Origin of the sequence: Pseudomonas sp. NFACC45, from assembly GCF_900113505.1 — a bacterium.
Lineage (GTDB): Bacteria > Pseudomonadota > Gammaproteobacteria > Pseudomonadales > Pseudomonadaceae > Aquipseudomonas > Aquipseudomonas tehranensis.
Genome location: NZ_FOPO01000005.1, coordinates 1 through 26,119, shown reverse-complemented (window position 1 = coordinate 26,119; position 26,119 = coordinate 1). Strand labels below are relative to the sequence as shown.

Here is a 26,119-nt window from a genome sequence, read left to right as displayed (position 1 = left end):
CACACGACCGAAAGTGAAAGTCACTCCCAGCAAAAAATAAAGCACTACCCGACGCTTCACGAGACTAGCATCTTCGAGCAGGTAAACATCAAACGACCAGCTCTAGTAATTTCCTGACGCGCTCGGTTCCGGGATTGCTGAAAAACTTCTGTGGTGTAGCCTGCTCGATGATTCCCCTTTCTCAACGAAGACCAACTGATCTGAAACCGCCGGAGCAAACTCCATTTCGTGGGTAACGACCATCTTGGTGTAGCCCTCAGATGATAGGTTTTCATCACCTGAAGCACTTTACCCACACGCTCCGGATCCAAGGCGGAAGTAGGTTCGTCGAACAAGATCACTTCACGGCTCATTGCCTACCCCTTGGCGATCGCAACCCGTTGTTTCTGTTCTCCCGTGCGCGAGGGCGATCTGCGTTTTGGAATTGCGGCTGCGTGTGTCGGTGGTGGGCAGGGTGTGGCGCTGCTGATCGAGAAGCCCGCGTATCAGCTCAGCAACGCAAGTTGTGACGGCACATCGGGAACGGACTCAAAATTCCTGCGGGCACAAATGGGAGCCTGTTGCAGACTCCCATTAGCTCTGTCGATAACCGGTCAGGCGTTCGACCGGATACTTTTACGCAATGCCTCCACCAAGGATTCCAGCTCATCCGCAGTGGCGTCGAAAGGTGGCGCGAAGACGGCCTGGTCTCCAGACCAGCGCAAGTAGTAACCTGCTTCGTAGAGTGCTTCCGTAATACGGTGCCCGCGAACGCCTGGCTGTCCGGGTAGGCTGGCGAACTCCACGCTCCCCGCGAACCCAATGTTGCGGACGTCCACCACATTAGGCTCACCCCTCAGCGAGTGCAGCAACTCCTGGAATAGGTGTTCCTTTTCTCGCACCTTGTCCGCTACACCCTCGGAAGAGAAGACGTCCAAGGCCGCCAAAGCGGCTGCCACCGCTACCGGATGGGCCGAATAGGTGTAGCCATGGAACACACTGTTGGTGAATTCCGGCTGATCCATGAACGTGTTGTAGATCTCGCTGGACATGATGACACCACCGAGCGGCTGAGTGCCATTGGTGACGGTTTTGGCAAAGGTAATCATGTCCGGAACCACACCGAAGCGTTGTGCAGCAAAATTGGCACCCATGCGCCCGAAGCCACAGATCACTTCATCGAAAATGAGCAGGATGCCATGCTTCGTGCAGATGTCGCGCAGGCGCTGCAGATATCCAACCGGTGGCACGAGCACCCCGGTAGAGCCGGCCATTGGCTCGACGATCACCGCCGCAATGTTTGACGCGTCATGCAGGGCCACCAGGCGCTCCAGATCGTCAGCCAGGTGCCCCCCCCACGCAGGTTGTCCCTTGGAAAAGGCCATGTGCTCTGAACTGTGAGTATGCGGCAGATGATCGACACCAGGCAGGGTCAGGGTCGAAAACATCTTGCGATTACCAACCATGCCACCGACCGAGATACCGCCAAATCCTACACCATGATATCCGCGCTCACGGCCGATCATCCGCGTACGACCGCCATTGCCCTTCAGGCGGTGATAGCCCAGTGCAAGTTTCAGCGCACTGTCGACCGCGTCGGAGCCGCCGGTTGTGTAGAACACGTGGTTGAGTGGATCTGGAGCGAGCGCTGCAATTTTCTCAGTCAGGATAAACGCCGCTGGATGGCTCATATAGAAGGCAGAGACATAGTCCAGTTTGGCAACTTGTTTTTGCACAGCCTCAACGATTTTCGGATGGCTATGCCCCATACCCGAACACCACAGACCTGAAAACCCATCGAATACCTGTTTTCCGTCGGTGGTGTGCAGGTAACTGCCCTGGGCACCAGTTATCAGGCGCGGCCTGAGCTTGAAAAGTGGATTGGGGGTGAAACCGATGAAGTAAGAATTCAGTTGTTCGGTAGTCAGCGGGGTATCCATGGGCTTTCCTCTGGGATCTTGTTCGTAGATGGGGAAAATCTAACCAAGGCTGCTAGAGGCGCATAGAGCCACTTTTTCTGCCTGGTTAAGTCCATCTCAAACTGGCACAAGCTCCGTAATAGTGCTGACTATCACAGGGTTTCACTGTTTTGGTAATTCTCTGAATGGCTCTAAGCAGGCCGAAAAAGTGGATCTACTGTCCTGCGGCCGTCAGTCTTATTGTCGGTTCCAAAGAACCAACAATCCGAGGATCCGGACATGGCTGTAACACTCAATAACCCGGCACTTTTTCGTAATCAGGCATTTATTGGTGGTGAATGGACTTCTGCGCTGGATGGCCGCACCTACGAGGTACTCGACCCGTCCACTGGCGCACTTATCACAGTGGTGCCCGACATGTCAGCAGTAGAGGCCGCTGAGGCCATAGTGAGTGCCAAGGCTGCTGGCAAGGATTGGTCGGCAAAGTCCGCAAAGCAGCGTGCACGGATCTTGCGGGATTGGCACGATCTAATTTTGGCAAATAGAGAAGACCTGGCGGCCCTGATTACGCTGGAACAGGGCAAGCCGATGGCCGAAGCTCGAGCCGAGATCGATTACGGGGCGGCTTACATTGAGTGGTTCGCTGAAGAGGCCAAGAGAGTCAATGGCGATGTCCTCCCGGCACCATCGGATGATCGCCGCATCGTTGTGATCAAGCAACCTATCGGCGTCGTCGCAGCGATCACTCCCTGGAACTTCCCTATGGCGATGATTACTCGCAAAGTGGCCCCGGCGCTCGCTGCGGGCTGCACCATAGTGGTCAAACCGGCAGAAGACACTCCACTAAGCGCCCTAGCTCTTGTGGAGTTGGCCCGCGAGGCAGGGGTTATCAATGGTGCTTTCAATGTGATCACTGCCGCCCGTGGTCACGAAGTGGGCGAAGTGCTGACTACTCATCCTGACGTGCGCAAGGTGTCATTCACCGGTTCTACACAAGTGGGCCGGATTTTGTTGCGACAGTGTGCTGACACCATCAAGAAAGTCTCCCTCGAGCTCGGAGGCAACGCTCCCTTTATTGTCTTTGACGATGCTGATCTGGAAGCCGCTGTCGCCGGTGCTATGGCTTGCAAGTTTCGCAATGGCGGGCAGGCCTGCATCAGTGCCAATCGCATTTTCGTGCAAAGCGGTATCTACGATGCTTTCGCCGCACGCTTGAGCGCCGAGGTGAAGCAGGTGCAGGTAGGGCCAGGCACTCTACCCAATGTTGCGCTGGGGCCTATGATCAATGGCAAGGCCATCGAGAAGATCGAATCGCACGTGGCCGATGCGTGCATGCACGGTGCAAAAGTGCTGGTCGGAGGCGCTCGCCATGAATTGGGTGGCAACTTCTATGCCCCGACCGTGCTGGTTGATGTAACCCCCCCAATGCTTGTCAATCGCGAAGAGACATTTGGCCCGGTAGCCCCTCTGATTCGCTTCGAAGACGAGCGTCAGGTGGTCGAGCAAGCCAACGATACCGAGTTCGGCTTGGCGTCGTATTTCTACACCCGCGACCATTCCCGTGCCTGGCGCGTTGCCGAGCAACTAGAGTCTGGCATGGTTGGCGTAAACACCGGGCTTATCTCTAACGAGATGGCACCTTTTGGCGGCATCAAACAATCGGGATTAGGCCGTGAAGGTTCTGCTTACGGCATCGAAGATTATCTGGAAATCAAATACATGTGCGTCGGAGGCATCTGACGCCAGTTCCGGCGGTTGCCTTTTTTGAGAAGCTGCATGCCCATCAGCGTGCTTGAAAATGAGCCTGGAGAATAATAACGAGAACGAATCTGCACAAAAGTAAAAGCGTGGTAGGGATGACCCTTGCTGTAATCGCAACGGTAACTAGCCGTTGAATCAGGTTTTCTGCGCCAGCGGTGGCTCTGACGCGGTAGATTCGGCGCTTAGGCTCGCTTTTGGCTATGATCGGCTGAAAGGCGAAGCGATCCGCAACCGGATGACTGGTCGCAAGCGTGGTCACGAGCGCATGGTTTCAAAGGCATTTGTGTAGGCGGCATGGTAGCGAACCGCAAGATGTTTTCGACTCTGACGCTCCAGGGAGTCGATCATCTGTCTCACACCCACAGTCTGGAACATATCGCGCTCTCTAAAGACCAGCCTGTGTGGGAGTTCACCTTGCTGATGACCTTGATCGATTAGTAGCGCTGCACGATGCATCCCATCCTAGATCAACCGTGCATTCGAGTTCATCGATTTACTGAAGCCTTATAGAAGCTGGCTTCTGCCGTGGGGATTTTTCCAAACGATCCGGCCATAACGCGGCTGGTGGGGGCGATGCTGCTGGAGCAGAACGACGAGTGGTGCCTGCAACGACGCTACATGCAGTTGGAAGCCTTCGAGGCGGTCAGCGATAATCCACAGGCCAAGCTGTCGGCCGTGATCAACTAAACGGCAAGCTCAATGGCTAGAACCATGATGAGTTACACCACTTCCTGGGACACGATCCGGGGCCGGCGCACGAGCCAATATGGTATCAACAATCGACTCGCGGGGACCGGTGCTGACAATCTTGAAAAGGAAAATGGGATGAAGTCCCGAAAAACTCCCCACCAATGAAAAAGCCCAATCTTTGCAGATTGGGCTAAGTCATTGAATAATATGGTCGGGACGGAGTGATTCGAACACTCGACCCCTAGCACCCCATGCTAGTGCGCTACCGGACTGCGCTACGCCCCGACTAGGCGTGAATCTTGTTCCGTCTCTCAACGGAACGCTCAGGAATATATCGCAAGCTTTTGAAAACTGGAAGATTTAAAAGCAGAAATTTATTTCTTGAGCACCACCAGCACATCTTCAAGCTCGGCGATCATCTGGCGGATCATCTGTTTGTACTGGGTTGTATCGTCTTTGGCCTCATCACCGGAGAGGCGCAAGCGCGCTCCGCCGATGGTGAACCCCTGGTCGTACAGCAGCGCGCGGATCTGCCGGATCATCAGCACGTCTTGGCGCTGATAATACCGGCGGTTTCCGCGGCGCTTGACCGGGTTGAGTTGAGGAAACTCCTGCTCCCAATAGCGCAGCACGTGTGGTTTTACCGCACACAGCTCGCTGACTTCACCAATGGTGAAGTAGCGTTTGCCCGGGATGACGGGTAGCTCGTCGTTATGACTTGGTTCCAGCATAAGCCTCAACTCGGGCCTTCAACTTCTGCCCTGGACGAAAGGTGACCACACGGCGAGCCGTGATCGGGATTTCTTCACCCGTTTTCGGATTGCGGCCAGGCCGCTGGCGTTTGTCCCGCAGGTCAAAATTGCCGAAACCGGACAGTTTGACCTGTTCGTTGTCTTCCAGAGCGTGCCTGATTTCTTCGAAAAACAGTTCGACCAATTCTTTGGCCTCCCGTTTATTCAGGCCCAGCTCCTCATACAGACGTTCCGCCATCTCAGCTTTCGTCAGAGCCCCCATACGTCACTTCCTTAACGTGGCGTTCAACCTGTTTTCGAGCGAGGTGAGGATATTCTGCGTTGCGGTATTCACCTCATCGTCATTAAGAGTGCGCGATGGATGCTGCCAGGTCAAGCCGACTGCAAGGCTTTTTCTATGCGGATCAATGCCTTTACCCTGATACACGTCAAATAGCCTGAGGTCCGTGAGCCATTCGCCTGCATTTTCACGGATTACGTCCAGCACAGCGCTGGATGCAACGTCGCGGTCAGCTAGCAACGCCAGGTCACGCCGCACTTCAGGAAAGCGTGATAACTCCTGGAATTTCGGCATTTTCCCCAGTGCAACTTCAGCCAAAACCAGCTCGAAAACAAAGACGGGACGATCAAGGCCCAGGGTTTTCGACAATTCAGGGTGAATGGCACCGACATAGCCGACTTCACGCCCGTCACGCTCAATGCGTGCGGTCTGTCCCGGATGCAGCGCCGGATGCTTGCCCGGCACGAAGGTGAACGCGTCAAGCGCACCGGCGAAACCCAGTACCGCTTCCACATCAGCCTTGACGTCGAAGAAGTCGACGACATCTCGACCTTGCGCCCAGCCTTCCGGCAAACGACTGCCGCAAACGACACCGGCGAGCATCGGCTCTTGCTTCAAACCTTCCAACTGACCGACAAAGCGCAGACCGCTCTCGAACAGACGCACGCGATCCTGCTGGCGATTCAGGTTGTGCTGGAGCGACTTGACCAGGCCTGGCCACAGGGACGAGCGCATGGCCGCCATGTCGTTGGAAATCGGGTTGGCCAGCAACAGCGGCTCGACACCTGGGTTGAACAGTTCGAACTGACGCGGATCGATGAAGCTGTAGGTGATCGCTTCCTGATACCCACGAGCCACCAGCAGACGGCGCAGTTCCGGCAGGTCGCTACGGGCTTCGGCCTTGGCTTGTGGGGCCAGGCGCGCCTGCGGGTAGCGAACCGGCAAACGGTTGTAGCCGTACAGACGGGCCAGCTCTTCGATCAGATCGACTTCCAGACTGATATCGAAGCGATGGCTTGGCACTTCGACACGCCACTGCCCTGCCCCGTCGGCGCTGATGTTCAGGCCGAGGGCGCTGAGCAGGCGCTCGACTTCAGCCGGGTCCATTTCCATGCCGAGCATTTGCGTGATGCGCTGGGCACGCAGGGTAACCGGTGCGATGTTGGGCAGGTGCTGTTCACTGACGGTTTCGATGATCGGGCCAGCTTCGCCGCCAGTGATCTCCAGCAGCAGGCCAGTGGCGCGCTCCATGGCTTCACGGGCCAGTTGCCAGTCCACACCGCGCTCGTAACGGTGCGAGGCATCGGTGTGCAGGCCATAGGAACGGGCCTTGCCCGCCACGGCGATCTGGTCGAAGAACGCACTTTCAAGGAACACATCACGGGTCGTCGTGGAGACGCCGCTGTGCTCGCCACCCATCACGCCGGCAATCGCCAGGGCACGGGAGTGGTCGGCGATCACCAGCGTATCGCTGCGCAGGGTCACTTCCTGGCCGTCGAGCAGGACCAGCTTCTCGCCCTCTTCGGCCATGCGCACGCGGATGCCGCCGTTGATTTCGGCAAGGTCGAAGGCGTGCAGTGGCTGACCCAGCTCCAGCATCACATAGTTGGTGATGTCGACTGCGGCATCGATGCTACGCACGTCGGCGCGACGCAGGCGTTCGACCATCCACAGCGGGGTCGGCTTGGACAGATCGACGTTACGGATAACGCGACCCAGGTAACGCGGGCATGCTGCAGGCGCCAGGACTTCAACCGAGCGCACTTCATCATGCACCGCCGCCACGGTCGCGACCGCGGGGCGTGCCACCGGGGCGGCATACAACGCACCCACCTCACGAGCCAGACCGGCCAGGGACAGGCAGTCGCCACGGTTCGGGGTCAGGTCGACCTCGATGCTGGCATCGTCCAGGCTCAGGTATTCACGAATGTCCTGGCCCACCGGCGCATCGGCCGGAAGCTCCATCAGGCCATCGTTGCCCTCGCCAATCTGCAGTTCAGCCTGGGAGCACAACATGCCGTTGGACTCGACGCCACGCAGCTTGGCTTTCTTGATCTTGAAGTCGCCCGGCAGTTCGGCACCGATCATGGCGAACGGGATCTTCAGGCCCGGGCGCACATTTGGCGCGCCGCAGACCACCTGGAAGGTTTCCGCGCCATTGCTAACTTGGCACACCCGCAGTTTGTCAGCGTCTGGGTGCTGCTCGGTGCTCAGCACCTCGCCCACCACCACACCACTGAATGCACCGGCGGCCGGCGTTACGCTATCGACCTCAAGACCGGCCATCGACAGGCGAGCAACCAGCTCGTCCCGGCTTACCTGCGGGCTTACCCAGCCGCGCAGCCATTGTTCACTGAATTTCATCCTGCTCTCCTAATAGATTCGTTACGGGTCTGCGGCTTAGCGAAATTGCGCAAGGAACCGCAAGTCGTTGTCGAAGAACAGGCGCAAGTCATTTACACCGTAACGCAACATGGCCAGACGCTCGACGCCCATGCCGAAAGCAAAACCCGAGAACTCTTCCGGATCGATCCCGGACATACGCAGCACGTTCGGGTGAACCATGCCGCAGCCCATGACCTCCAGCCAGCCGGTCTGCTTGCAGACGCGGCAGCCTTTACCGCTGCACATCACGCACTCCATATCGACTTCAGCGGATGGCTCGGTGAACGGGAAGTACGAAGGACGGAAACGCACCGCCAGTTCTTTTTCGAAGAACACCCGCAGGAACTCTTCGATCGTCCCTTTCAGGTCGGCGAAATTGATGTCGCGATCAACCAGCAGGCCTTCGACCTGGTGGAACATCGGCGAGTGGGTGATATCGGAGTCGCTACGGTACACACGGCCTGGGCAGACGATGCGGATCGGCGGCTGCTGCGATTCCATGGTGCGGACCTGTACCGGCGAGGTATGGGTGCGCAACAGCATGTTCGCATTGAAATAGAAGGTGTCATGCATCGACCGGGCCGGGTGATGGCCTGGGATGTTGAGCGCCTCGAAGTTGTGATAGTCGTCTTCGACCTCAGGGCCTTCGGCAATGCCGTAGCCGATGTGGGTGAAGAACTGCTCGATACGTTCCAGGGTCCGGGTAACCGGATGCAGACCGCCGGAAGTCTGGCCGCGGCCAGGCAGGGTCACGTCGATGGATTCGGCGGCGAGCTTGGCAGCCAGATCCGCTTCCTCGAACAATGCCTTGCGCGCATTAAGGACTTCTGTAACACGCTCCTTGGCAACGTTGATCAGCGCACCGACCTGCGGACGCTCTTCGGCCGGCAGGTTCCCCAGGGTCTTCATCACCTGAGTCAACTCGCCCTTCTTGCCAAGGTAGTGAACCCGGATTTGCTCCAGGGCATTGATATCTTCAGCGCTTTGCACAGCCTCTAGTGCTTGAGAGACCAGCGCGTCCAGGTTTTCCATGTACAGACTCCAGATACAAAATAGGGGAAGAGCTTGAAGGCTCTTCCCCTATTTATGACGTTTAACACCTGGCCCCACAGAGGTGAGGCCGGGTGACTGTCGGGGGTACTTAAGCCAAGGTGGCTTTAGCTTTCTCGACAATCGCAGCAAACGCCGCTTTTTCGTTCACTGCCAGATCAGCCAGAACCTTACGGTCGATCTCGATGGACGCTTTTTTCAGGCCGGCAATGAAACGGCTGTAGGACAGACCGTTAACACGAGCACCAGCGTTGATACGAGCGATCCACAGAGCGCGGAACTGACGTTTTTTCTGACGACGGTCACGGTAGGCGTATTGGCCTGCCTTGATTACCGCTTGCTTGGCAACACGGAATACGCGGGAACGCGCGCCGTAGTAGCCTTTAGCAAGTTTCAGAATTTTTTTGTGACGCTTACGGGCAATGACGCCACGCTTTACACGAGCCATGAGTTACTTCCTCTATTCTTGATCCAAAAATTAACGAAGGCGCAGCATGCGCTCGACTTTTGCCACGTCAGACGGATGCAGCAAGCTGCTACCGCGCAGTTGACGCTTACGCTTGGTCGACATTTTGGTCAGGATGTGGCTCTTGAAAGCGTGCTTGTGCTTGATACCGTTAGCAGTTTTCAGAAACCGCTTAGCAGCACCACTTTTAGTTTTCATCTTTGGCATGTTCGGATACTCCGCATTCAGTTGATAAACATAATCGCAAGGCCTGCCGTGCCCTGTTGATTACTTCTTCTTTTTCGGGGCGATGACCATGATCAGCTGGCGTCCTTCCATCTTAGGATGCTGTTCGACCGAACCGTACTCGAGCAGGTCTTGTTCAACCCGCTTGAGGAGTTCCATCCCCAGCTCCTGGTGGGCCATCTCACGGCCGCGGAATCGCAAGGATACCTTGGCCCTGTCCCCGTCACTCAGGAAACGTACCAGGTTGCGCAGTTTTACCTGGTAATCCCCTTCCTCCGTCCCTGGACGAAACTTGATTTCTTTTACCTGAATCTGCTTCTGGTTTTTCTTCGCCGCGGCAATCTGCTTCTTCTTTTCGAAGATCGACTTGCCGTAGTCCATCACCCGGCAAACCGGCGGGACTGCGTCTGCGGAAATTTCTACCAGATCAAGCTTGGCTTCTTCAGCAATACGAAGCGCTTCATCAATCGAGACGATGCCAATCTGCTCGCCGTCAGCGCCAATTAACCGAACCTCGCGTGCCGAGATATTCTCGTTGATCGGGGCTTTCGGTGCAGCTCGTTTATCTTGTCTCATTTCACGCTTAATAATAATTACTCCAAATCTGGGCGACCACGCCGGGAAACCGCTTGCGCGAGGAACTCAGCGAATTCGGCGACGGGCATCGAGCCCAGGTCAGCACCTTCACGAGTACGCACAGCGACAGTCTGCATCTCGACCTCCCGATCTCCAATAACCAAGAGAAAGGGAACCTTGAGCAAAGTATGCTCGCGGATTTTAAAGCCGATCTTTTCATTTCTCAAGTCGGACTTGGCACGAAATCCGCTTTGGTTGAGAGTTTTTTCGACTTCGGCGGCAAAATCTGCCTGTTTATCAGTGATATTCATGATCACTGCCTGGGTCGGCGCCAGCCACGCAGGGAACGCACCCTCGTAGTGTTCGATCAGAATCCCGACGAAACGCTCGAAGGAACCGAGGATCGCGCGGTGAAGCATGACCGGGTGCTTGCGGCTGTTGTCTTCGGACACGTATTCGGCGCCCAGACGGATCGGCAGGTTGAAATCGAGCTGCAAGGTACCACATTGCCATACACGGCCGAGGCAATCTTTCAGCGAGAATTCGATCTTCGGCCCGTAGAAAGCCCCTTCGCCCGGTTGCAGATCGTACGCAAGGCCCGCGCTATCGAGTGCGGCGGCCAGGGCTGCTTCGGCGCGATCCCACAACTCATCGGAACCGACGCGTTTTTCCGGACGAGTGGACAGCTTCATCTCGACTTCGGTAAAGCCGAAGTCCCGGTAGACGTCCATGGTCAGCTTGATGAAGGCAGCGGATTCGGCCTGCATCTGCTCTTCGGTGCAGAAGATATGCGCATCGTCCTGGGTGAAGGCACGCACGCGCATGATGCCGTGCAGCGCACCCGATGGCTCGTTACGGTGGCAGGCACCGAACTCGGCCAGGCGCATCGGCAACTCGCGGTAGCTTTTCAGGCCCTGGTTGAACACCTGCACGTGGCAAGGGCAGTTCATCGGCTTGATGGCGTAGTCGCGGTTTTCCGACTGGGTAGTGAACATGTTGTCGGCGTAGTTGGCCCAGTGCCCGGATTTCTCCCACAGGCTACGGTCAACCACTTGCGGCGTCTTGATCTCCAGGTAGCCGTTTTCACGCTGGACCTGGCGCATGTACTGCTCGAGCACTTGGTACAGGGTCCAGCCGTTCGGGTGCCAGAACACCATGCCCGGGGATTCTTCCTGGGTGTGGAACAGGCCCAGGCGCTTGCCGATCTTGCGGTGATCGCGCTTCTCGGCTTCCTCGATACGCTGGATGTAAGCCGCCAGCTGCTTCTTGTCGGCCCAGGCAGTGCCGTAGACGCGCTGCAACTGCTCGTTCTTAGCATCGCCACGCCAGTAGGCGCCGGACAACTTGGTCAGCTTGAAGGATTTCAGGAAACGCGTGTTCGGCACGTGCGGGCCACGGCACATGTCGACGTATTCTTCGTGGTAGTACAGGCCCATGGCCTGCTCGTCCGGCATGTCTTCCACCAGACGCAGCTTGTAATCCTCGCCACGCGCCTTGAACACTTCGATGACTTCGGCACGCGGGGTTACTTTCTTGATGACGTCGTAATCTTTCTCGATCAGCTGCTGCATGCGCTGTTCGATGGCCGCCATGTCTTCCGGCGTGAAAGGACGCTCAAAGGCGATGTCGTAATAGAAGCCTTCGTCGATGACCGGCCCGATGACCATCTTAGCGCTCGGATACAGCTGCTTGACCGCATGGCCTACCAGGTGCGCGCAAGAGTGGCGAATGATCTCCAGCCCCTCTTCATCCTTGGGCGTGATGATTTGCAGCGTGGCGTCGCTATCGATGACGTCGCTGGCATCGACCAGTTTGCCGTTGACCTTGCCAGCCAGGGTGGCCTTGGCCAGACCCGCGCCAATGGATGCGGCGACCTCGGCCACGGAGACCGGATGATCGAATGAACGTTGACTGCCGTCGGGAAGAGTAATAGTTGGCATGGCGCCTCCTCTCCTAGTGGTGACCCCTACCAAAGGTCACGTGGGTTGGGATGAGCCAGTACAAGATCCAGTCCAGGCCATTCAATGACGAACGCCTGCCTTACAGCGGCAGGAGCCTTGCGGCCAACCGGGAAAACCGAACCAGAGTGACTGGGATTCAAATCAGGGTTAATCGAACATTTGCCGCCGCCGGGACCTGTGGTCCTCCGAAGCCTGAAAATACCCGAGCCCGGCATGCTAGCACAGATGAACGGTCATCGCCGCGCCCGGATTGAAGCGAACGTAAATCCACGGTTTTTATGCCAGAGTGCTGAACTGAACCGCCCGCTACGCCTCAGATAAAAAGACATCGACCCGAAAGGAGCATCGCAGCATGCGTCTCAAAACACTCTTTGCAGCAGTCGCCCCCCTCGCCCTGCTGCTTCCGCTGACCGCCCACGCCGAATGGCCCAAGGGCGAGCGTGAAAAATACATGGCCCAGTGCACCCAGGCGGCAACGCCACAGATCGGGGCGGAGGATGCCGAAACCCATTGCGCCTGTGGCGCCGATGCAATCAAGTCCTACCCGGCCAAGGACATCCAGGCCCTGATGGACGACCAGGCCAGCCCGGAGCTAAAGGAAAAAGCGCTGGGGCAGATTGCAAAATGCAAGCCCGCTAACAAGGTCAAAAAGTAAGAGAACGAGTCTTTCGACGAAGCCAAACAGCGTCAAAAAATGCTGATTTCAGGCTATTTCGAACGATTTATTCAGGTTTTACAGCTTTTTTTATCGTCTTTACGTTCGGCTGAAAGCCTTTTAAACCGGGGCTTCCAGCAGGTTAAGGTGGTAAAGAAAACGCGACTGATTGGCAAACAGCGCCTCCGGGGGGCTCCCAAATCGAACATTTCGACTATGATATCCCCGTGTGCCCAGTTGGCCTGAGCAGCACAGTACACTGAAAATATATGTTTCTTGGAGATACACCATGTCTAATCGCCAAACCGGCACCGTTAAATGGTTCAACGATGAAAAAGGCTTCGGCTTCATCACTCCTCAAGGTGGCGGTGACGACCTGTTCGTACACTTCAAAGCTATCGAAAGCGACGGTTTCAAAAGCCTGAAAGAAGGCCAGACCGTTTCCTTCGTGGCTGAGAAAGGCCAAAAGGGTATGCAAGCTGCACAGGTTCGCCCAGAGTAATTACTCGGCGAGCACAAAAAACCCCGTCCATGTGACGGGGTTTTTTATGGGCGATTGAAAACTCAATCAGCCGCAGTTCACCCGATTGATGACCAGATTGGCATCCGTATTGAGATTCAGGCGATCCGAGCGGTACTCAAGCGTCACCATGTCGTTGGGCTTGAGAATCCGCGCATTCTGCGCACCGGCACGGGTGCGGGCTTGTTCCAGCAGTTGCGGCGTGGCCTTCTTGCCAATGGCAAACTCGGCACCTTTTGCTTCGCAGCGGCTGTAGCCAGTTTCTGTTGCCACCGGATCAGGGGTCGATTCAGAGGTGCTACTGCATCCGCTCAAGAGCGTGACGGCCAGCAAAGTACCCAATGACGCGAGCTTCCAAGGCATGAAGCCTCCTTTTGTTGATGATTAAACAGAGAGCGTGCGACAGCCCAAACGAAGCTTGGTTTCAAGCCAAGGGCTATCATGGTGCCCTCATCAGGAAAACAGGCAGTTTGCCTGAGCCGACATCCCGCTTCAGGGGTGAATCGTGACTGAATATGAATGGTGCTCAGTAAACGTCGATGTAGTCAAAGGGTGGATTCGGCCAGTTGTCTTTCAACGCATTGTAGATCTGCATGACCCAGACCTCGTCGCTGGCGGCGACCCGCCCGACGTAGCCCGAACCTTTCGCCCACGTTTCCAGCCGAAACGATAGCCCGTCGATGTCCACACCGCCCACCACACCCGAAGACAAATAGGCGATGCCACCCTTGGTCACGCGCAGTTGGGTGTGCTCGTCATCACTGGCCGAAGCCAGCAACTGACGAACCGCGTCGAGGGTCAACCCGTCAGGAGCGTTCAAATCGATCTGCACGGCGGGGGCCTCTTCAGAAAGTCAAAAAGCAAGTGTCGCACAGCCCTTCCCTGATGCCTAAGTCGCAGTGCAAAACCCCAAGCAAAAATGGTTAACTCAACCTACAGACCTTCCAACTCGCGAGCCCGACCATGAGCACCGTCAGCATCGAAGCCACCATCAATGCCAAATGGTCGGAGGGCCACAGCTCCTACAGTCCTGGCAGCCCCGAAGAACTGGCAATCATCGGTATAGAACTGTTGGTGAAGGAACTGGGAACGAAGGCCGCCCTGAACTTTATCCAGCAAGCGTTCGAACGATACCCCAGCAGCATTGAAGCAGTGGATTGAAGCACACCCGCAGGCCTTGGCCTGCGGGTGTGTGGCAAGACGGGTTACTTCAAACGCGCCAGACGCTCGGTCAGCAGGTCAAAAAAGCCCTGAGCGTCGCCATCCTGCACCCAGTAGGCATTTTTGGGTGCCTTCAGGCCGTCGTACCAGTCAACAATGGTCTGGCCAAAGGTCGGCCCTTCCCGGCTGTCCACCACGACGTTGACTGAACGCCCGGTAAACAACTCTGGCTTGAGCAGGTAGGCAATCACCGTCGCATCGTGCACCGGCCCGCCCGTCATGCCGTAGTGCTCCATGTCACCTTTGACGTATTCGTTGAGAATGTCGCCGACGATCTTGCTGGCCTTGTTGTTCACGGCAGCGATCTGCTTCAGCCGTGCTTCGCTGGTGAGGATCTTGTGGGTCACGTCCAGCGGCAGGTAAGTGAGTTTCACACCGCTCTTGAGCACCACTTCTGCGGCCTGTGGATCCGCGTACAGGTTGAACTCGGCCACCGGGGTGATGTTGCCGCCATTGAAGTGCGCACCGCCCATGATCACCACTTCCTTGATGCCCTGGACAATCTCGGGCTCCTGGATCAACGCCAGGGCCAGGTTGGTCTGCGGGCCAAGCATGGCAAGGGTGATGCTGTGAGGCTTGGCCGCCTTGAGGGTGTCGATCAGGTAGTTGACGGCGTTGCCCTTGGCCAACCCTTTCTTCGGCTCATACACCTCGACACCCGACAGGCCTTCCTTGCCATGGATGTTTTCCGCGTAGATGGGCGTGCGCATCATCGGCTTCGGCGCACCGGCGTACACCGGCACGTCTTCGCGCCCCGCCCATTCCCGAGCCAGGCGAGCGTTGCGCGATGTCTTGTCCAGACGCACGTTGCCAGCGACGGTGGTCAACGCGCGGATATTCAGCTCTTCGGGGGAAGCCAGGGCAAACAACAGGGCAACCACATCGTCGGCCCCCGGATCAGTGTCGATGATCAGGTCGATTTTTTCCGCCGCCTGGGCGCTCGTAGCAGTGATCAGTGACAAAAGCAGCAGACTCCGGAACAGTTGACGCATTTTCTGAGCATAGCGGTGCATGGCGCATTCCTTGTGCAGGGTTGAGAAGGTTAGAACGTTACTCCGGCAATCAACACGATGTTGCAATACGGGGAGCATTCTCCCGTGCGAATAATCGCCCGAGCTTGCCGGCTGACCGCCTTGAATTGTTCATGGCTGACCAGCTCCCGCGCCCCCAGCGCGCCATCGGCATGCAGTGCCTCCAGTGTCGCCAGGGCCGCAGGTTGTTTATCGAAAATCTCTTCAGCCAGTACGTGGCTCTCCACCTGCATTTCGCTGAGCAGCACTTTCAGGGTGCTGACAAAATCCGGAATGCCATGGGTCAGGGCCAGGTCGATCAACTCGACCTGTGGAGGCACCGGCAACCCCGCATCACCGATGACCACCTTGTCGCCATGGCCAAGGGAAGCGATCAGTCGCGACAGCGCGATATTCAACAACGGCGTCTTTTTCATGATTTGAAAGCCTGTACTTCCAACAAGGTGGGAATGGAGGGCTGCGCCCCCGCGCGGGTGACCGATAACGCGGCGGCGACCTGACCGAAACGAATCGCCTCGGCCTCGCTTTTGCCGTCAGCCAACGCTGCCGCGAAGCCGCCGACAAAGGTGTCTCCGGCCGCCGTGGTGTCCACCGCTTTGACCTGCGGCGCCGGGAAGTGTTGAAAACTCGCGCCATTGGCGAACATCAGGCCCTGGGCGCCCAGGGTGACGATCACCTTGCCGGCACCGGCGGCGAGCAATTGCGTCGCGGCCGCTTCGGCGGTTTCCAGAGAGTCCACCGCCAGCCCGCTCAGCACGGCGGCTTCGCTCTCATTGGGAATCAGATAGTCGATACAGGCGTACCAGTCGGCCGGCAAGGGCCGGGAGGCCGGCGCGGGGTTCAGAATGACGGTCTTGCCCAGTTCCCGGCCCCGCTTGAGTGCATGCCCGACGGTCGCGTCCGGCACCTCAAGCTGGCAGATAACGACATCGGCGCTGCGCAGCACCTCATCGAAGCGATCCAGAACATCAGGACCCAGCGCGCCGTTGGCACCGGGGACGATAACGATCGCATTCTGACTGTTGTCGTCGACAACGATCAGCGCGACGCCGCTGGAGCCGTCCACGACACTGACCGACTGGCAGTCGATGCCCTCGGCCAGCAGCGCCCCGCGCAATTGCTGACCGTAGGCGTCACTGCCCACGCAACCGACCATGGACACCTTCGCTCCCAGGCGCGCTGCAGCCACGGCCTGATTGGCCCCCTTCCCTCCCGGGATGGTGCAGAACGATTGCCCCATCAGCGTTTCACCGCCCTTGGGCAGACGCGGCGCCCGGGTCACCAGGTCCATGTTCAGGCTGCCTATTACCACTACTTTTGCTGGCATACATCTTCACTCATCAATTCGGTTCAGCGGTATTGGGCGAATGTACCTGACAGCGGTGCAGTCGACTCTCGCAAGACAATGCTGGGCGTCACGATGCGCTGATCGGTGGCAAGCCCCGGCGTTGCGATCCGCCGCAACAGCACTTCAGCGGCCATCTCACCAAGCTGCAGGATCGACTGCCCCACCGTGGTCAGCGCCGGATAGACATAACGGCTCATCTGAATGTCATCGAAACCAATGACCGACAGTTCACTGGGCACGCGCACATTGCGCTCGGCAGCGGCGCGCAACACACCGATGCCGATCATGTCGTTGGCCGCAAAAATCGCACTGGGTGGCTGTTGTTCGAGCAGCCTGGCCGCCGCCTGATAACCACCGGTGCTGGTGAAATCGCTTTCGAGCATGCGCTCGACGGGCAGTTCGATCCCGGCTTCTTTCAGGGCGCGGCAGTAACCGGCCAGACGCATCTGCGCCACGCTGGTGTCCGCCGGGCCGCCGATAATAGCGATATCACGGTGGCCAAGCTCCAGCAGGTGCCGGGTGGCCAGATAGGCGCCGTGCTCATGGTCGATGCGCACCAGGTCCGCGTCGACGCCGTCCAGCCCACGGTCGACGATGACCATGGGCGTACGCACGTTGGTCAGCCCCTGGGCGAGACCGACGTCGCCGCCGGCGGAAGCGACGATCAGGCCGTCGATGCGTTTTTCCAGCAGCACCCGCAGATAACTGCGCTGCTTGTCCGGGTTGTCATCGGAATTGCACAGGATCACGCAATAGCCGTTGCGCTCACAGTAATCCTCGATCCCCCGGGCCAGTTCGGCAAAGTAGGGATTGAGGCTGTTGGGCACCAGCAAACCAATGGTCGCCGTGGTCTTGGCCTTGAGCGACCGGGCCACCGCGCTGGGCACATAATCGAGCCGCTCGATGGCCGCCTCGACCTTGAGCCGCACCTCTTCGCTGACCGGCCGCGTCTTGTTCACTACGTGAGACACGGTGGTGTAGGAAATTCCCGCGAGCGCCGCCACATCCTTGATCGTCGCCATGGTTCAGGCCCGCCGGCTGGCGCGCTGGCTGCGGTAAGTGTCGAGCACCACCGCAACCACAATCACCGCGCCGGTAATGATGCGCTTGGTCGGTTCGGAGGCGCCAATCTGCGCCAGGCCCGCGGCCAACACGGAGATGATCAGCACGCCAAAGAAGGTGCTGATGACCGAACCGCGCCCGCCCATCAGGCTCGTGCCGCCGATGACCACCGCAGCGATGACCTGTAGCTCAAGCCCTGAACCGGCGTTCGGATCTGCCGCCTCCAGGCGGGAAATCTGGAACAGCGCGGCCAGACCGGCCAACAACCCCATCAGGCTGAACACCAGGATCTTGTAAGGTTTTGGATTGATACCCGCCAGTCGCACGGCTTCTTCATTGGTGCCGATACCGATCAGATAACGGCCAAACACAGTGCGGGTCAGCACAGCCTGGGCAATGAAGATCACCAGCAAGGCAATGATGAAAGACGGTGAAATGCCGAAGGCGATCGGATTGGACAGCCAGGCGAAGGAATCCCCGATGTAGGCCGTCCGCGAGCCGGTCATCTGGTACGCCAGGCCGCGGGCCATTTCCAGCACGCCGAGGGAAACGATGAACGATGGGATCCGCCACGCCACAGTAATCGAACCGGTAACGGTGCCGGCCAGGGCCGCCACGGCCATGCCCAACAATGCGGCTGGCCATACACTCCAGCCCCAGCCCAGCACCGCCACACTCACCGTCGATGCGGCCAGGGCCAGCACCGACCCGACCGACAGATCGATACCGCCGATGATCAGGATGAAGGTCATGCCGACCGCCAGCACCATCAGGTCTGGAATCTGGTTGGCCAGGGTGCTGAAGGTGTCATACGAAAGAAAATGGCTGCTCAGGACCGAGAACAACGCGATCATCGCCAACAAGGCCCCGGCCAGCCCCAGGTAGGTGCCCAGGCCATAGAAGTTGCCACTCGGTTTGCCGACGGCAGATACGGTTTTCATGAGAAGTCCCTAGGCGCTGCTTCGTTGAGCAACGCATCACGTTTCTGGTAGCCGGCGAATGCGGCGGCAAGCAAGTCATCCTGGGTCCAGCTGTCGCGCTCGAAGGTGTCAATCAGGCGGCCGGCGGACAGCACGCCGATCCGGTCACAGATCAGCATCAGTTCCCGCAGGTCGCTGGACACCACAACCAACGCCTTGCCCTGGCGCGTCAGCTCACCGAGCAGCGCATAGATATCGAATTTGGCGCCGACGTCGATGCCACGGGTCGGCTCGTCGAACAGCAACACCGAGCAATCGCGTTCCAGCCAGCGACCGATCACGACCTTCTGTTGATTGCCGCCCGACAGTTCGGACACCAACTGTGTCGGGCTGGAGCTGCGGATTCGCATGGCGTCGATCTGGCGCTGCGCCAATGAGAACTCCTCGCTGCCATTGACGAAGCCGGCGCTGGAGATCTCCGGCATGTTGCCCAGGGCAATGTTGGCGGCGATGGATTGAGTCAGCAGCAGGCCTTCGCCCTTGCGGTCCTCGGTGATCAGCGCGATACCGTGGGCCACCGCATCGGACGGCGAGCGAATGCTGACGACACGGGCCGGCGAACCCAGCGCCACCGTGCCGCTGTCGGCCGCATCGGCGCCGAAGATCAGCCGCAGCAGCTCGGTGCGCCCTGCCCCGATCAGCCCGGAAATACCGAATATCTCGCCACTGCGCACCTCGAAGGACACATCGCGGACCTTGTCCGAACGGCTCAAGCCGTTGACGGTCAATGCCGGCGCGCCGATCTGGCGCGGCCCCAGGTCGATGTGCTCGCCCAGTTCCCGCCCAACCATCAGCGTCACCAGTTGCTCGCTGTTGTAGTTGGCGATCGGCTCGACGCAGACCAGGTTGCCGTCGCGCAGCACCGCAATGCGCTGGGCCACCCGAGCCAGTTCTTCAAGGCGATGGGAAATATAAATGATCGACACGCCTCGCGCCTGCAGACGAGTGATCTGCTCGAAGAGCATCTCCACCTCACGAGCGGTGAGCATGGCGGTCGGCTCGTCGAGAATCAGCACATGGCAATCGCCGATCAGGTTGCGGGCGATTTCGACCATCTGTTGGTGACCGATGCCTAACTCACTGACCAATGTGTCAGGGTCGATCGCATCGAGTCCCACCTGGGCCATGGCCTCGACCGCCGCTTTGCGCAGTTGCTTGCGACTGATCCAGCCGCCACGGCTGGGCAGGTTGTGGAGGAACAGGTTTTCGGCCACGGAAAGCGTCGGCAGCAGGTTGAGTTCCTGCATTACCATGCGCACGCCCAGCTCTTCAGCCTGGGTACGGCTGCCGGGACGGTAATCCTGCCCCTGGAATTGCATCTGCCCGGTGGTTGGCGTCACCAGCCCGCCGATGATCTTGGACAGGGTGCTCTTACCGGCGCCATTTTCGCCGGTCAGCGCCAGCACTTCGCCGCGCATCAAGGTCAAGTCGATGTCGCTCAGTACCGGCTGGGCATAGGTCTTGCCGATGCCGCTGACCGAAAGGACAGCGTTCGGGTCGCGAACGGACATAAAAAACTCTCCAATACGCTCGCCAGCAAGGGCGAGCGTCGTTGTGTCGCCAGGATAACTACTGGGTCACCAGCTCGACCGGAGTTTCGATAACGCCGTTAGTGCCGCTGTCGACGGCTTCGCCCTTGAGGATCTTCAGGGCCGTCTCGATGCCGAAAACAGCCTGTTTGGCGGCGAACTGGTCGGCAGTCGCCAGGACGCGACCGTCCTTGAGCATGGGCTTGATGGCGTTGATGTTGTCGTAGCCGACCACTTGTACCTTGCCCGCCTTGCCCGCAGCGCGAATGGCCGATACTGCGCCGACCGCCATGCTGTCGTTACCGGCCAGCAGTGCCTTGATGTTCGGGTACTCGCTGAGCATCGAGGCGGCAACCTGATTGCCCTTGTTGATTTCCCAGTCGCCCGATTGCAGGGAAACGACCTTGATCTGCGCCGCTTCCATGGCGTCCTTGAAGCCGGCGGTGCGCGCCTGGGCATTGGTGGTGGTGGACACGCCTTCGATGATGCCGACCTCATCACCGGCCTTGAGCTGCTTGGCCAGGTACTCGCCCACCAGGCGTGCGCCCTTGCGGTTGTCCGGGCCTACGAACGGCACGGTGATGTTTTTGCTTTTGACCACCGCCGGATCGAGCTGGTTGTCGATGTTGATCACGGTGATGCCGGCGTCGACGGCTTTCTTGATCACCGGCACCATGGCCTTGGAATCGGCTGGCGCGATGATGAGGGCATCGACCTTGGAGACGATCATCTGCTCGACAATGCGGATCTGGTTGGCGGTGTCGGTTTCATCCTTGATCCCGTTGGAGATCAGGTCGAAATCGGCGGAGTGTTCCTTCTGATAAGCCTTGGCACCATCTTCCATGGTCAGGAAGAACTCGTTGGCCAGGGATTTCATGACCAGGGCCACCTTGGGTTTTTCCGGGGTCTGGGCAAATGCCGAAGAGAAAGGCAGCGCAGCGGATGCGGCCGCGAGCATGGCGACGGCGAGAAGGCGTCCAGCGAATGGCAACTTCATGGGTTCACTCCGATTTTATGATTATTTTGAGCAAAATCGTTGCACGGGAAGTCGTTCCACAGGCCGTCGTCGAGCATCAACGAAGGCTGCGCAAACGTTTGCGTGAAGGGAACTATGGTAAAGCTTCCGGGTTTTGTCAACGTGCGGATTTCACCGCAAGGCTGTGGGATCAGGCGGTCGTGTTGACCAGGGCCCCCGTATCGGACCCCTTGGCCAGCTCTGTGATCAGATGGCCGGTGACCTCCAGCAATGCACCGCTGGTATCGGCAATCTGGCCTTGTATCGCCATGACCGTCGAGGTTTTGGCTTCGGGTGTCGGGTAGACCTGCTTCTGCGCAGCAGCCAACTGCTGTTGCTGTTCTCTGAGCTGCTGTTGAAGCTCTTGCATGCGCTTGAGCAACACCTGCACGGCAATGCTCTGGGTGCTCCCGCTCTTTTCGGTCTTACCTTCGGGCGCAGGGCTCATGCTCGTACGGACCTGGCCTGGCGCCTGCGTCTGGTCAAGGGTTTCATCGGCTGCCTCGGTGCTCGCTTGGCTCAAGGCCTTGAGCGTGGCCGCGGACTGGCCGCCGATGGTGACGGCAGCGGCATTGGGAAAGCCGACGGAAAACGACATAACAAAACTCCATGAATAAGATTCCTACGAAGGCCATCGACTGCTGGAGCGGCTTCTTTAGCTTAATTTTTCCTACACCAAAACGGAAAAAGCGTTGTCAGAGGATTTTCTTGAATTTTAAGCAGTTGCGTAAATGCCTACGGTTAAATACTGTACGCACGTACAGCTCAATAAGGATAATCCTGTGGCAACGCCGTCCGCTGCAACTACCCCCTTAGATTCCTATACCCGCCTCGGCCTGCGGGTCTCGAAAATCATCAACTCCCCCACCGCCCAAAAAGCCAAGGCGGCCCTGATCTTCCGGCTGCCCGAGGAGCCAGTGGATGAGTGGGAGCGCCTGCTGGAAGAAATCGACGAGAACGACAATGTCACCCTCGCCTATCGCGACGATGGCGGTGTGCAGGTGTTCTGGGTTGTGCCGAAGGAAGATTGAGCCTGATGAGTGTTCGTTGTTTAGCTTTATTGCTTGTGATGGTCGCCATGGGCGCGCAAGCCGATGCGCCCCGTACGTTCAGCGAGGCCAAGAAAGTCGCCTGGAAGCTCTATGCTCCCCAATCCACCGAGTTCTACTGTGGCTGCAAATACTCCGGCAATCGCGTGAACCTGGCTGCCTGCGGTTATGTGCCGCGCAAGAACGCCAATCGCGCCGCGCGTATCGAGTGGGAGCATATCGTCCCGGCGTGGCAGATCGGTCATCAGCGTCAATGCTGGCAACAAGGCGGCCGGAAGAATTGCACCCGCCATGACCCGGTCTACCAACGGGCCGAGGCCGACCTCCATAATCTGGTGCCGAGCATCGGGGAAGTGAACGGCGACCGCAGCAACTTCAGTTTTGGCTGGCTGCCGACGCAAAAGGGCCAGTACGGCTCATGCCTGACCCAGGTGGATTTCAAGGCCAAGAAAGTCATGCCCCGCCCTTCCATCCGCGGAATGATCGCCCGGACGTATTTCTACATGAGTAAACAATACGGCCTGCGCCTCTCGAAGCAGGACCGGCGCCTGTATGAAGCCTGGGACAAGACCTACCCGGTACAGAGCTGGGAGCGCCAGCGCAACCAGAGCGTGGCGTGTGTGATGGGTCGTGGAAACGAGTTCGTGGGCCCGGTGAATTTGCAGGCCTGCGGTTGACCTCGCATTTGGGAACAGCGCAAATCAACTGTGGGAGCTTGCTTGCTCGCGATAGGGGCATGCCCATCAACATCAACGTCAACCGCAACGTTGGCAGATCCACCGCTATCGCGAGCAGGCTCGCTCCCACAGGTTTTGTGGCTTAACTGACTGTTCTATTCTGCGGGGTTTATTGAGCGGTTGGGTAATCCACCACCAGCGACTCGATGTTGCGCTTTTTCGCTCGAACCAGGGCGGCGTTCAATTGCGCCTGTTTCGCCTCGGCTTCGGCCTTGGAATTGAAAGGCCCGACCAGAACCCGGTCCTTGCCATCCTCTTTCACCACGCTTGAGACAAAACTGTGCTCGATGAGCCACGCGGTCAGATCGCTGACAGCCTGTGGGATTTCGCCCCGGACTTCAACGCCCCACTGTGGCGCAGCGGCAGCGGTCGGCGTGAGGGTCGCCGCCACCTTCGGCTTCGGTGTGTCGACGTCACGCCCTTCACCGCATCCTGCCAGCGCCAATACCGCGATTACCCAAGCCAATTTGCGCACAACGTTTTACCCCGGAAGACATGGAGCGGGGATTTTAACACTCAAGCCCGTCAATAACGCCGTAAACAGCGCTCAAAACACGAGAAACCTGCACGGCGTCTCTGTATAGTCGCACCCTGGGAATTAATGCTGCGTCTGCGCGTCAGAAAGAGGCACCCACATTGTGACACTTGGCACTAATCTATAAGCAGTACCGACATCTGCACTGCCTGAATCAGGTGCCCTATAAAGCAATCAAGGAGAACACCATGCTGATACTCACCCGCAAAGTCGGTGAAAGCATAAACATTGGTGACGACATCACGATCACCATTCTGGGCGTTAGCGGCCAACAAGTCCGTATCGGCATCAACGCTCCGAAAAACGTTGCGGTGCATCGCGAAGAGATTTATCAGCGCATTCAGGCGGGCCTTACTGCCCCTGACAAGCCGCAAACGCCCTGAGCCCTGCAGCAGTCCGTAGCCAGCCCTTATGCATCGTCGCAAGGCTGGCTAAAGATTCATGCCGACCGTCCCTCATCCCTGCTCCATCCCGCCTTTGATTTTTCGTTCATCCCGTCAAACCGATACTAATGATATGACCCATAGCATGGCTGTCAGACGTTTCGTTTTAATGGCGATGAAGCCGGTATTCGTGACGGTCACCCCAGACCCACGCCGCGAGCCATACCTGTGGCTGCGATCACCATCAGCACCAGCAGCAAGGCTTCAATGTGACTGATCCGCGCAAACCGGCCGGCTTTCGAAGGATCGATCGCATGCCCTTTGCCCAGTGCCATCCGCCATTTGATCAAGGCGATCATCGGCGCGATTTCAAGCAACAGGATCAGCACGAACAACGTCATCTTCAGGTGAAACAGCGGCTGGTGCAGATAATAGTCCGTGCCTTTTTCAAATCCGCCGAAAGCACGCATCCCGCCGGTCACCAGCAGGACCACCGCCGATAGCCCCCACAGGTTGTCCGCCATCAACACGTTTCGAACCGCGTCCATACCGCCCGCCAGGCGTCGCAACGCCGTGCCACGGGCAAGCACCGCCCAGAATCCCAGGGCGAAAGCCAGAAGATGAATTGCCGCCAAAGACCAATGAGCCAACATGGAAGATTCCTGTCTGAGGATGTTGAATCGACCTGACAGTACTAGCTCATAACAGGATGATTGCCAGGACCGGAATACAAAAAACCTGTGGGAGCGAGCCTGCTCGCGATAGCGGTGTATCAGCCGACAACAATGTTGTCTGACACTCCGTAATCGCGAGCAGGCTCGCTTGTATGGTAGGACTTGAAGGGAGGAGGAGGGACAAGGCTCGATTCTGACTGTTAGGCGCAGTACAGACCGTGGGAGATTTCGCCCCTCCTCCTTTCACCCAAGCGCCGATAAAGAATGCATCTGGCCTAAACCGACGATAGGAACAAGCCTGCGCCTCTGGGTGAACCCTTCAAGTGTTCAAACCTTAGCCCGGAGAATTTTCAATGGCAATGCCGGTTTCTGTCACAAAGCCGATTGTGGGCGTGGATGTCGCCAAGAACGAGTTGGTGATCTATCACGCCGAACTTGATGTACTGGAGGCGATTCCCAACAACAAAGCGGCCATCAAAAAGTGGTTGAAAGCATTGCCGGGCCCCGTCGCTGTAGCCATTGAGTCGACCAATATCTATCACCTGGAATTCGCTGATCTGGCCTATGAGGCTGGCTGCGAGATCTACATGGTGGGCGGTTATGAACTGCATCATTACCGCGAAGGCGTAAAAATCCGCGCCAAAACCGACGCGCTGGACGCCAAGTTGCTGGCTCGTTACCTGAAGAACGAAGGGCATGAGCTTCACCCCTGGACCCCGCCATCCCCGCTGTATCGCCAGCTGCTGAGCCTTTTCCGCCGTCGTGCAGCCTTGGTTCAGGCTCGAGTGGCCCTGGTACAAAGCTGGGCTAACGAGCCGCTGCTGAAGACCGCTTTCGCCGAACAAATTGCAGCCATGCAAAGGCTTGAGACATTGATTGAGAAGACGATCAAGGATCATCTGAAGAATGCCGGTTTGCTGGGTCAGTTGAACCGTTGCCTGCAAGTTGAGGGCATTGGATTTCTAACCGGAGCCCGCCTGCTTACGGCATTTCAGCGGGGCGACTTCAGAAACGCAGATGCTTTCATTGCCTTCTTGGGAATGGATTTGCGAGTGTCGAAATCAGGACAAAAAGACGGTCGCCGCAGCTTGAGTAAACGAGGCGACCCGGAAGTACGCCGGCTTTTGCACAATGCCGCCATGTCGGCTAGTCGCACATCTGCTTGGAAAGGCTTCTATGAAAAGCAAAGAGCTCGCGGTTTCACTACCACTCAGGCGTTGGTAATGCTGGCTCGCAAGCTTGCCCGGATCGTATTCGCTCTGCTGAAAGGGCAAAGCGAATACCAACCAAAAGCGGCTTGAGGGCTTCCCCTCAACCATAGAATCTCCCACAGGGG

Annotated in this window: 29 protein-coding genes, 1 tRNA gene and 1 pseudogene; 9 read left to right on the top strand and 22 right to left on the bottom strand. The window is 57.9% G+C overall.

What is annotated here, in order from left to right; all coding sequences use genetic code 11:
* Positions 1-593 precede the first annotated feature (593 nt).
* Positions 594-1,919 (bottom strand): omega-aminotransferase AptA, encoded by a 1,326-nt coding sequence (locus BM132_RS10245; RefSeq protein ID WP_092399292.1) that lies wholly within the window; start codon positions 1,917-1,919, stop codon positions 594-596.
* Between the two features lie 258 nt (positions 1,920-2,177).
* Between BM132_RS10245 and BM132_RS10240 the strand changes: the two genes are divergently transcribed.
* Positions 2,178-3,638 carry an NAD-dependent succinate-semialdehyde dehydrogenase gene (locus BM132_RS10240; protein WP_092399294.1) on the top strand — a complete coding sequence of 487 codons (1,461 nt, stop codon included), beginning with the start codon at positions 2,178-2,180 and terminating at the stop codon, positions 3,636-3,638.
* A 540-nt stretch (positions 3,639-4,178) separates the two neighbouring features.
* A pseudogene (locus tag BM132_RS27935) lies at positions 4,179-4,346 on the top strand (IS256 family transposase); the annotation flags it as partial.
* A gap of 211 nt (positions 4,347-4,557) precedes the next feature.
* Here the strand turns inward: BM132_RS27935 and BM132_RS10230 are convergent.
* The 9 genes from BM132_RS10230 to thrS all read right to left on the bottom strand — a co-directional run bounded on the left by BM132_RS10230 (position 4,558) and on the right by thrS (position 12,023).
* Positions 4,558-4,634 (bottom strand) — tRNA-Pro (locus BM132_RS10230).
* An 89-nt stretch (positions 4,635-4,723) separates the two neighbouring features.
* The gene (locus tag BM132_RS10225; protein ID WP_003179985.1) at positions 4,724-5,080 is read right to left on the bottom strand and encodes a MerR family transcriptional regulator; all 357 of its coding nucleotides are present in this window, start codon (positions 5,078-5,080) and stop codon (positions 4,724-4,726) included.
* On the bottom strand, positions 5,061-5,363 hold the full coding sequence (ihfA, locus tag BM132_RS10220; RefSeq protein ID WP_002553164.1) for an integration host factor subunit alpha: 303 nt from the start codon (positions 5,361-5,363) through the stop codon (positions 5,061-5,063). The genes BM132_RS10225 and ihfA overlap by 20 nt, the downstream gene beginning before the upstream one ends.
* Positions 5,364-5,366: 3 nt before the next feature.
* Positions 5,367-7,745 carry a phenylalanine--tRNA ligase subunit beta gene (pheT, locus tag BM132_RS10215; RefSeq protein ID WP_092399296.1) on the bottom strand — a complete coding sequence of 793 codons (2,379 nt, stop codon included), beginning with the start codon at positions 7,743-7,745 and terminating at the stop codon, positions 5,367-5,369.
* A gap of 36 nt (positions 7,746-7,781) precedes the next feature.
* A complete protein-coding gene (pheS, locus tag BM132_RS10210; protein WP_047229332.1) occupies positions 7,782-8,798 on the bottom strand; it encodes a phenylalanine--tRNA ligase subunit alpha in 1,017 nt (338 codons plus the stop codon).
* Between the two features lie 109 nt (positions 8,799-8,907).
* A complete protein-coding gene (gene rplT / locus BM132_RS10205; protein WP_002553161.1) occupies positions 8,908-9,264 on the bottom strand; it encodes a 50S ribosomal protein L20 in 357 nt (118 codons plus the stop codon).
* A 30-nt stretch (positions 9,265-9,294) separates the two neighbouring features.
* Complete coding sequence (gene rpmI, locus BM132_RS10200; protein WP_002553160.1) at positions 9,295-9,489, bottom strand: 50S ribosomal protein L35; 195 nt, start codon at positions 9,487-9,489, stop codon at positions 9,295-9,297.
* A gap of 60 nt (positions 9,490-9,549) precedes the next feature.
* The gene (gene infC, locus BM132_RS10195) at positions 9,550-10,101 is read right to left on the bottom strand and encodes a translation initiation factor IF-3 (protein ID WP_169432615.1); all 552 of its coding nucleotides are present in this window, start codon (positions 10,099-10,101) and stop codon (positions 9,550-9,552) included.
* Positions 10,101-12,023, bottom strand: a complete 1,923-nt coding sequence (thrS, locus tag BM132_RS10190; RefSeq protein WP_003203626.1) for a threonine--tRNA ligase — start codon at positions 12,021-12,023, stop codon at positions 10,101-10,103. The genes infC and thrS overlap by 1 nt, the downstream gene beginning before the upstream one ends.
* Before the next feature lie 373 nt (positions 12,024-12,396).
* On the opposite strand from thrS, the gene BM132_RS10185 reads away from it, so the two are divergent.
* On the top strand, positions 12,397-12,699 hold the full coding sequence (locus BM132_RS10185; RefSeq protein ID WP_092399298.1) for a hypothetical protein: 303 nt from the start codon (positions 12,397-12,399) through the stop codon (positions 12,697-12,699).
* Positions 12,700-12,988: 289 nt separating this feature from the next.
* A complete protein-coding gene (locus BM132_RS10180; RefSeq protein ID WP_003179963.1) occupies positions 12,989-13,201 on the top strand; it encodes a cold-shock protein in 213 nt (70 codons plus the stop codon).
* A gap of 66 nt (positions 13,202-13,267) precedes the next feature.
* Here BM132_RS10180 and BM132_RS10175 read toward each other — a convergent pair whose 3' ends face one another.
* Both BM132_RS10175 and BM132_RS10170 read right to left on the bottom strand, forming a co-directional pair.
* The gene (locus BM132_RS10175; protein WP_092399300.1) at positions 13,268-13,582 is read right to left on the bottom strand and encodes an I78 family peptidase inhibitor; all 315 of its coding nucleotides are present in this window, start codon (positions 13,580-13,582) and stop codon (positions 13,268-13,270) included.
* A 163-nt stretch (positions 13,583-13,745) separates the two neighbouring features.
* Entirely contained in the window at positions 13,746-14,051 is a 306-nt protein-coding gene (locus BM132_RS10170) for a hypothetical protein (protein ID WP_092399302.1), read from the bottom strand.
* A 131-nt stretch (positions 14,052-14,182) separates the two neighbouring features.
* Between BM132_RS10170 and BM132_RS10165 the strand changes: the two genes are divergently transcribed.
* Positions 14,183-14,380 carry a hypothetical protein gene (locus BM132_RS10165; protein WP_047229327.1) on the top strand — a complete coding sequence of 66 codons (198 nt, stop codon included), beginning with the start codon at positions 14,183-14,185 and terminating at the stop codon, positions 14,378-14,380.
* A gap of 44 nt (positions 14,381-14,424) precedes the next feature.
* Here the strand turns inward: BM132_RS10165 and BM132_RS10160 are convergent, their stop codons facing one another.
* The 8 genes from BM132_RS10160 to BM132_RS10125 all read right to left on the bottom strand — a co-directional run bounded on the left by BM132_RS10160 (position 14,425) and on the right by BM132_RS10125 (position 22,003).
* Positions 14,425-15,453, bottom strand: coding sequence for a nucleoside hydrolase (locus tag BM132_RS10160; RefSeq protein WP_092399304.1), 1,029 nt, complete (start codon positions 15,451-15,453; stop codon positions 14,425-14,427).
* A gap of 29 nt (positions 15,454-15,482) precedes the next feature.
* A complete protein-coding gene (gene rbsD, locus BM132_RS10155; RefSeq protein WP_092399306.1) occupies positions 15,483-15,887 on the bottom strand; it encodes a D-ribose pyranase in 405 nt (134 codons plus the stop codon).
* Positions 15,884-16,798 (bottom strand): ribokinase, encoded by a 915-nt coding sequence (rbsK, locus tag BM132_RS10150; protein WP_092455094.1) that lies wholly within the window; start codon positions 16,796-16,798, stop codon positions 15,884-15,886. The genes rbsD and rbsK overlap by 4 nt, the downstream gene beginning before the upstream one ends.
* A gap of 23 nt (positions 16,799-16,821) precedes the next feature.
* Positions 16,822-17,841, bottom strand: a complete 1,020-nt coding sequence (locus BM132_RS10145; protein WP_092455092.1) for a LacI family DNA-binding transcriptional regulator — start codon at positions 17,839-17,841, stop codon at positions 16,822-16,824.
* Between the two features lie 3 nt (positions 17,842-17,844).
* Entirely contained in the window at positions 17,845-18,822 is a 978-nt protein-coding gene (locus BM132_RS10140) for an ABC transporter permease (RefSeq protein ID WP_092455090.1), read from the bottom strand.
* Complete coding sequence (locus BM132_RS10135) at positions 18,819-20,372, bottom strand: sugar ABC transporter ATP-binding protein (protein ID WP_092455088.1); 1,554 nt, start codon at positions 20,370-20,372, stop codon at positions 18,819-18,821. The genes BM132_RS10140 and BM132_RS10135 overlap by 4 nt, the downstream gene beginning before the upstream one ends.
* A gap of 58 nt (positions 20,373-20,430) precedes the next feature.
* A complete protein-coding gene (locus BM132_RS10130; RefSeq protein ID WP_092399316.1) occupies positions 20,431-21,387 on the bottom strand; it encodes a sugar ABC transporter substrate-binding protein in 957 nt (318 codons plus the stop codon).
* 169 nt (positions 21,388-21,556) lie between these two features.
* Complete coding sequence (locus BM132_RS10125) at positions 21,557-22,003, bottom strand: hypothetical protein (protein WP_092455086.1); 447 nt, start codon at positions 22,001-22,003, stop codon at positions 21,557-21,559.
* A gap of 133 nt (positions 22,004-22,136) precedes the next feature.
* On the opposite strand from BM132_RS10125, the gene BM132_RS10120 reads away from it, so the two are divergent.
* Together BM132_RS10120 and BM132_RS10115 are read left to right on the top strand one after the other, a co-directional pair.
* Complete coding sequence (locus tag BM132_RS10120; protein WP_076385536.1) at positions 22,137-22,436, top strand: DUF1654 domain-containing protein; 300 nt, start codon at positions 22,137-22,139, stop codon at positions 22,434-22,436.
* Between the two features lie 5 nt (positions 22,437-22,441).
* Positions 22,442-23,131 (top strand): endonuclease, encoded by a 690-nt coding sequence (locus tag BM132_RS10115; RefSeq protein ID WP_092399320.1) that lies wholly within the window; start codon positions 22,442-22,444, stop codon positions 23,129-23,131.
* A 169-nt stretch (positions 23,132-23,300) separates the two neighbouring features.
* On the opposite strand, the gene BM132_RS10110 is transcribed toward BM132_RS10115, so the two are convergent.
* Complete coding sequence (locus BM132_RS10110; RefSeq protein WP_092399322.1) at positions 23,301-23,666, bottom strand: SPOR domain-containing protein; 366 nt, start codon at positions 23,664-23,666, stop codon at positions 23,301-23,303.
* A 248-nt stretch (positions 23,667-23,914) separates the two neighbouring features.
* Between BM132_RS10110 and csrA the strand changes: the two genes are divergently transcribed.
* Positions 23,915-24,109 (top strand): carbon storage regulator CsrA, encoded by a 195-nt coding sequence (gene csrA, locus BM132_RS10105; protein WP_003179932.1) that lies wholly within the window; start codon positions 23,915-23,917, stop codon positions 24,107-24,109.
* Positions 24,110-24,306: 197 nt separating this feature from the next.
* Here csrA and BM132_RS10100 read toward each other — a convergent pair whose 3' ends face one another.
* Positions 24,307-24,762 (bottom strand): DUF2214 family protein, encoded by a 456-nt coding sequence (locus BM132_RS10100; RefSeq protein WP_092399324.1) that lies wholly within the window; start codon positions 24,760-24,762, stop codon positions 24,307-24,309.
* 374 nt (positions 24,763-25,136) lie between these two features.
* Between BM132_RS10100 and BM132_RS10095 the strand changes: the two genes are divergently transcribed.
* Entirely contained in the window at positions 25,137-26,084 is a 948-nt protein-coding gene (locus BM132_RS10095) for an IS110 family RNA-guided transposase (protein WP_092455084.1), read from the top strand.
* Positions 26,085-26,119 lie beyond the last annotated feature (35 nt).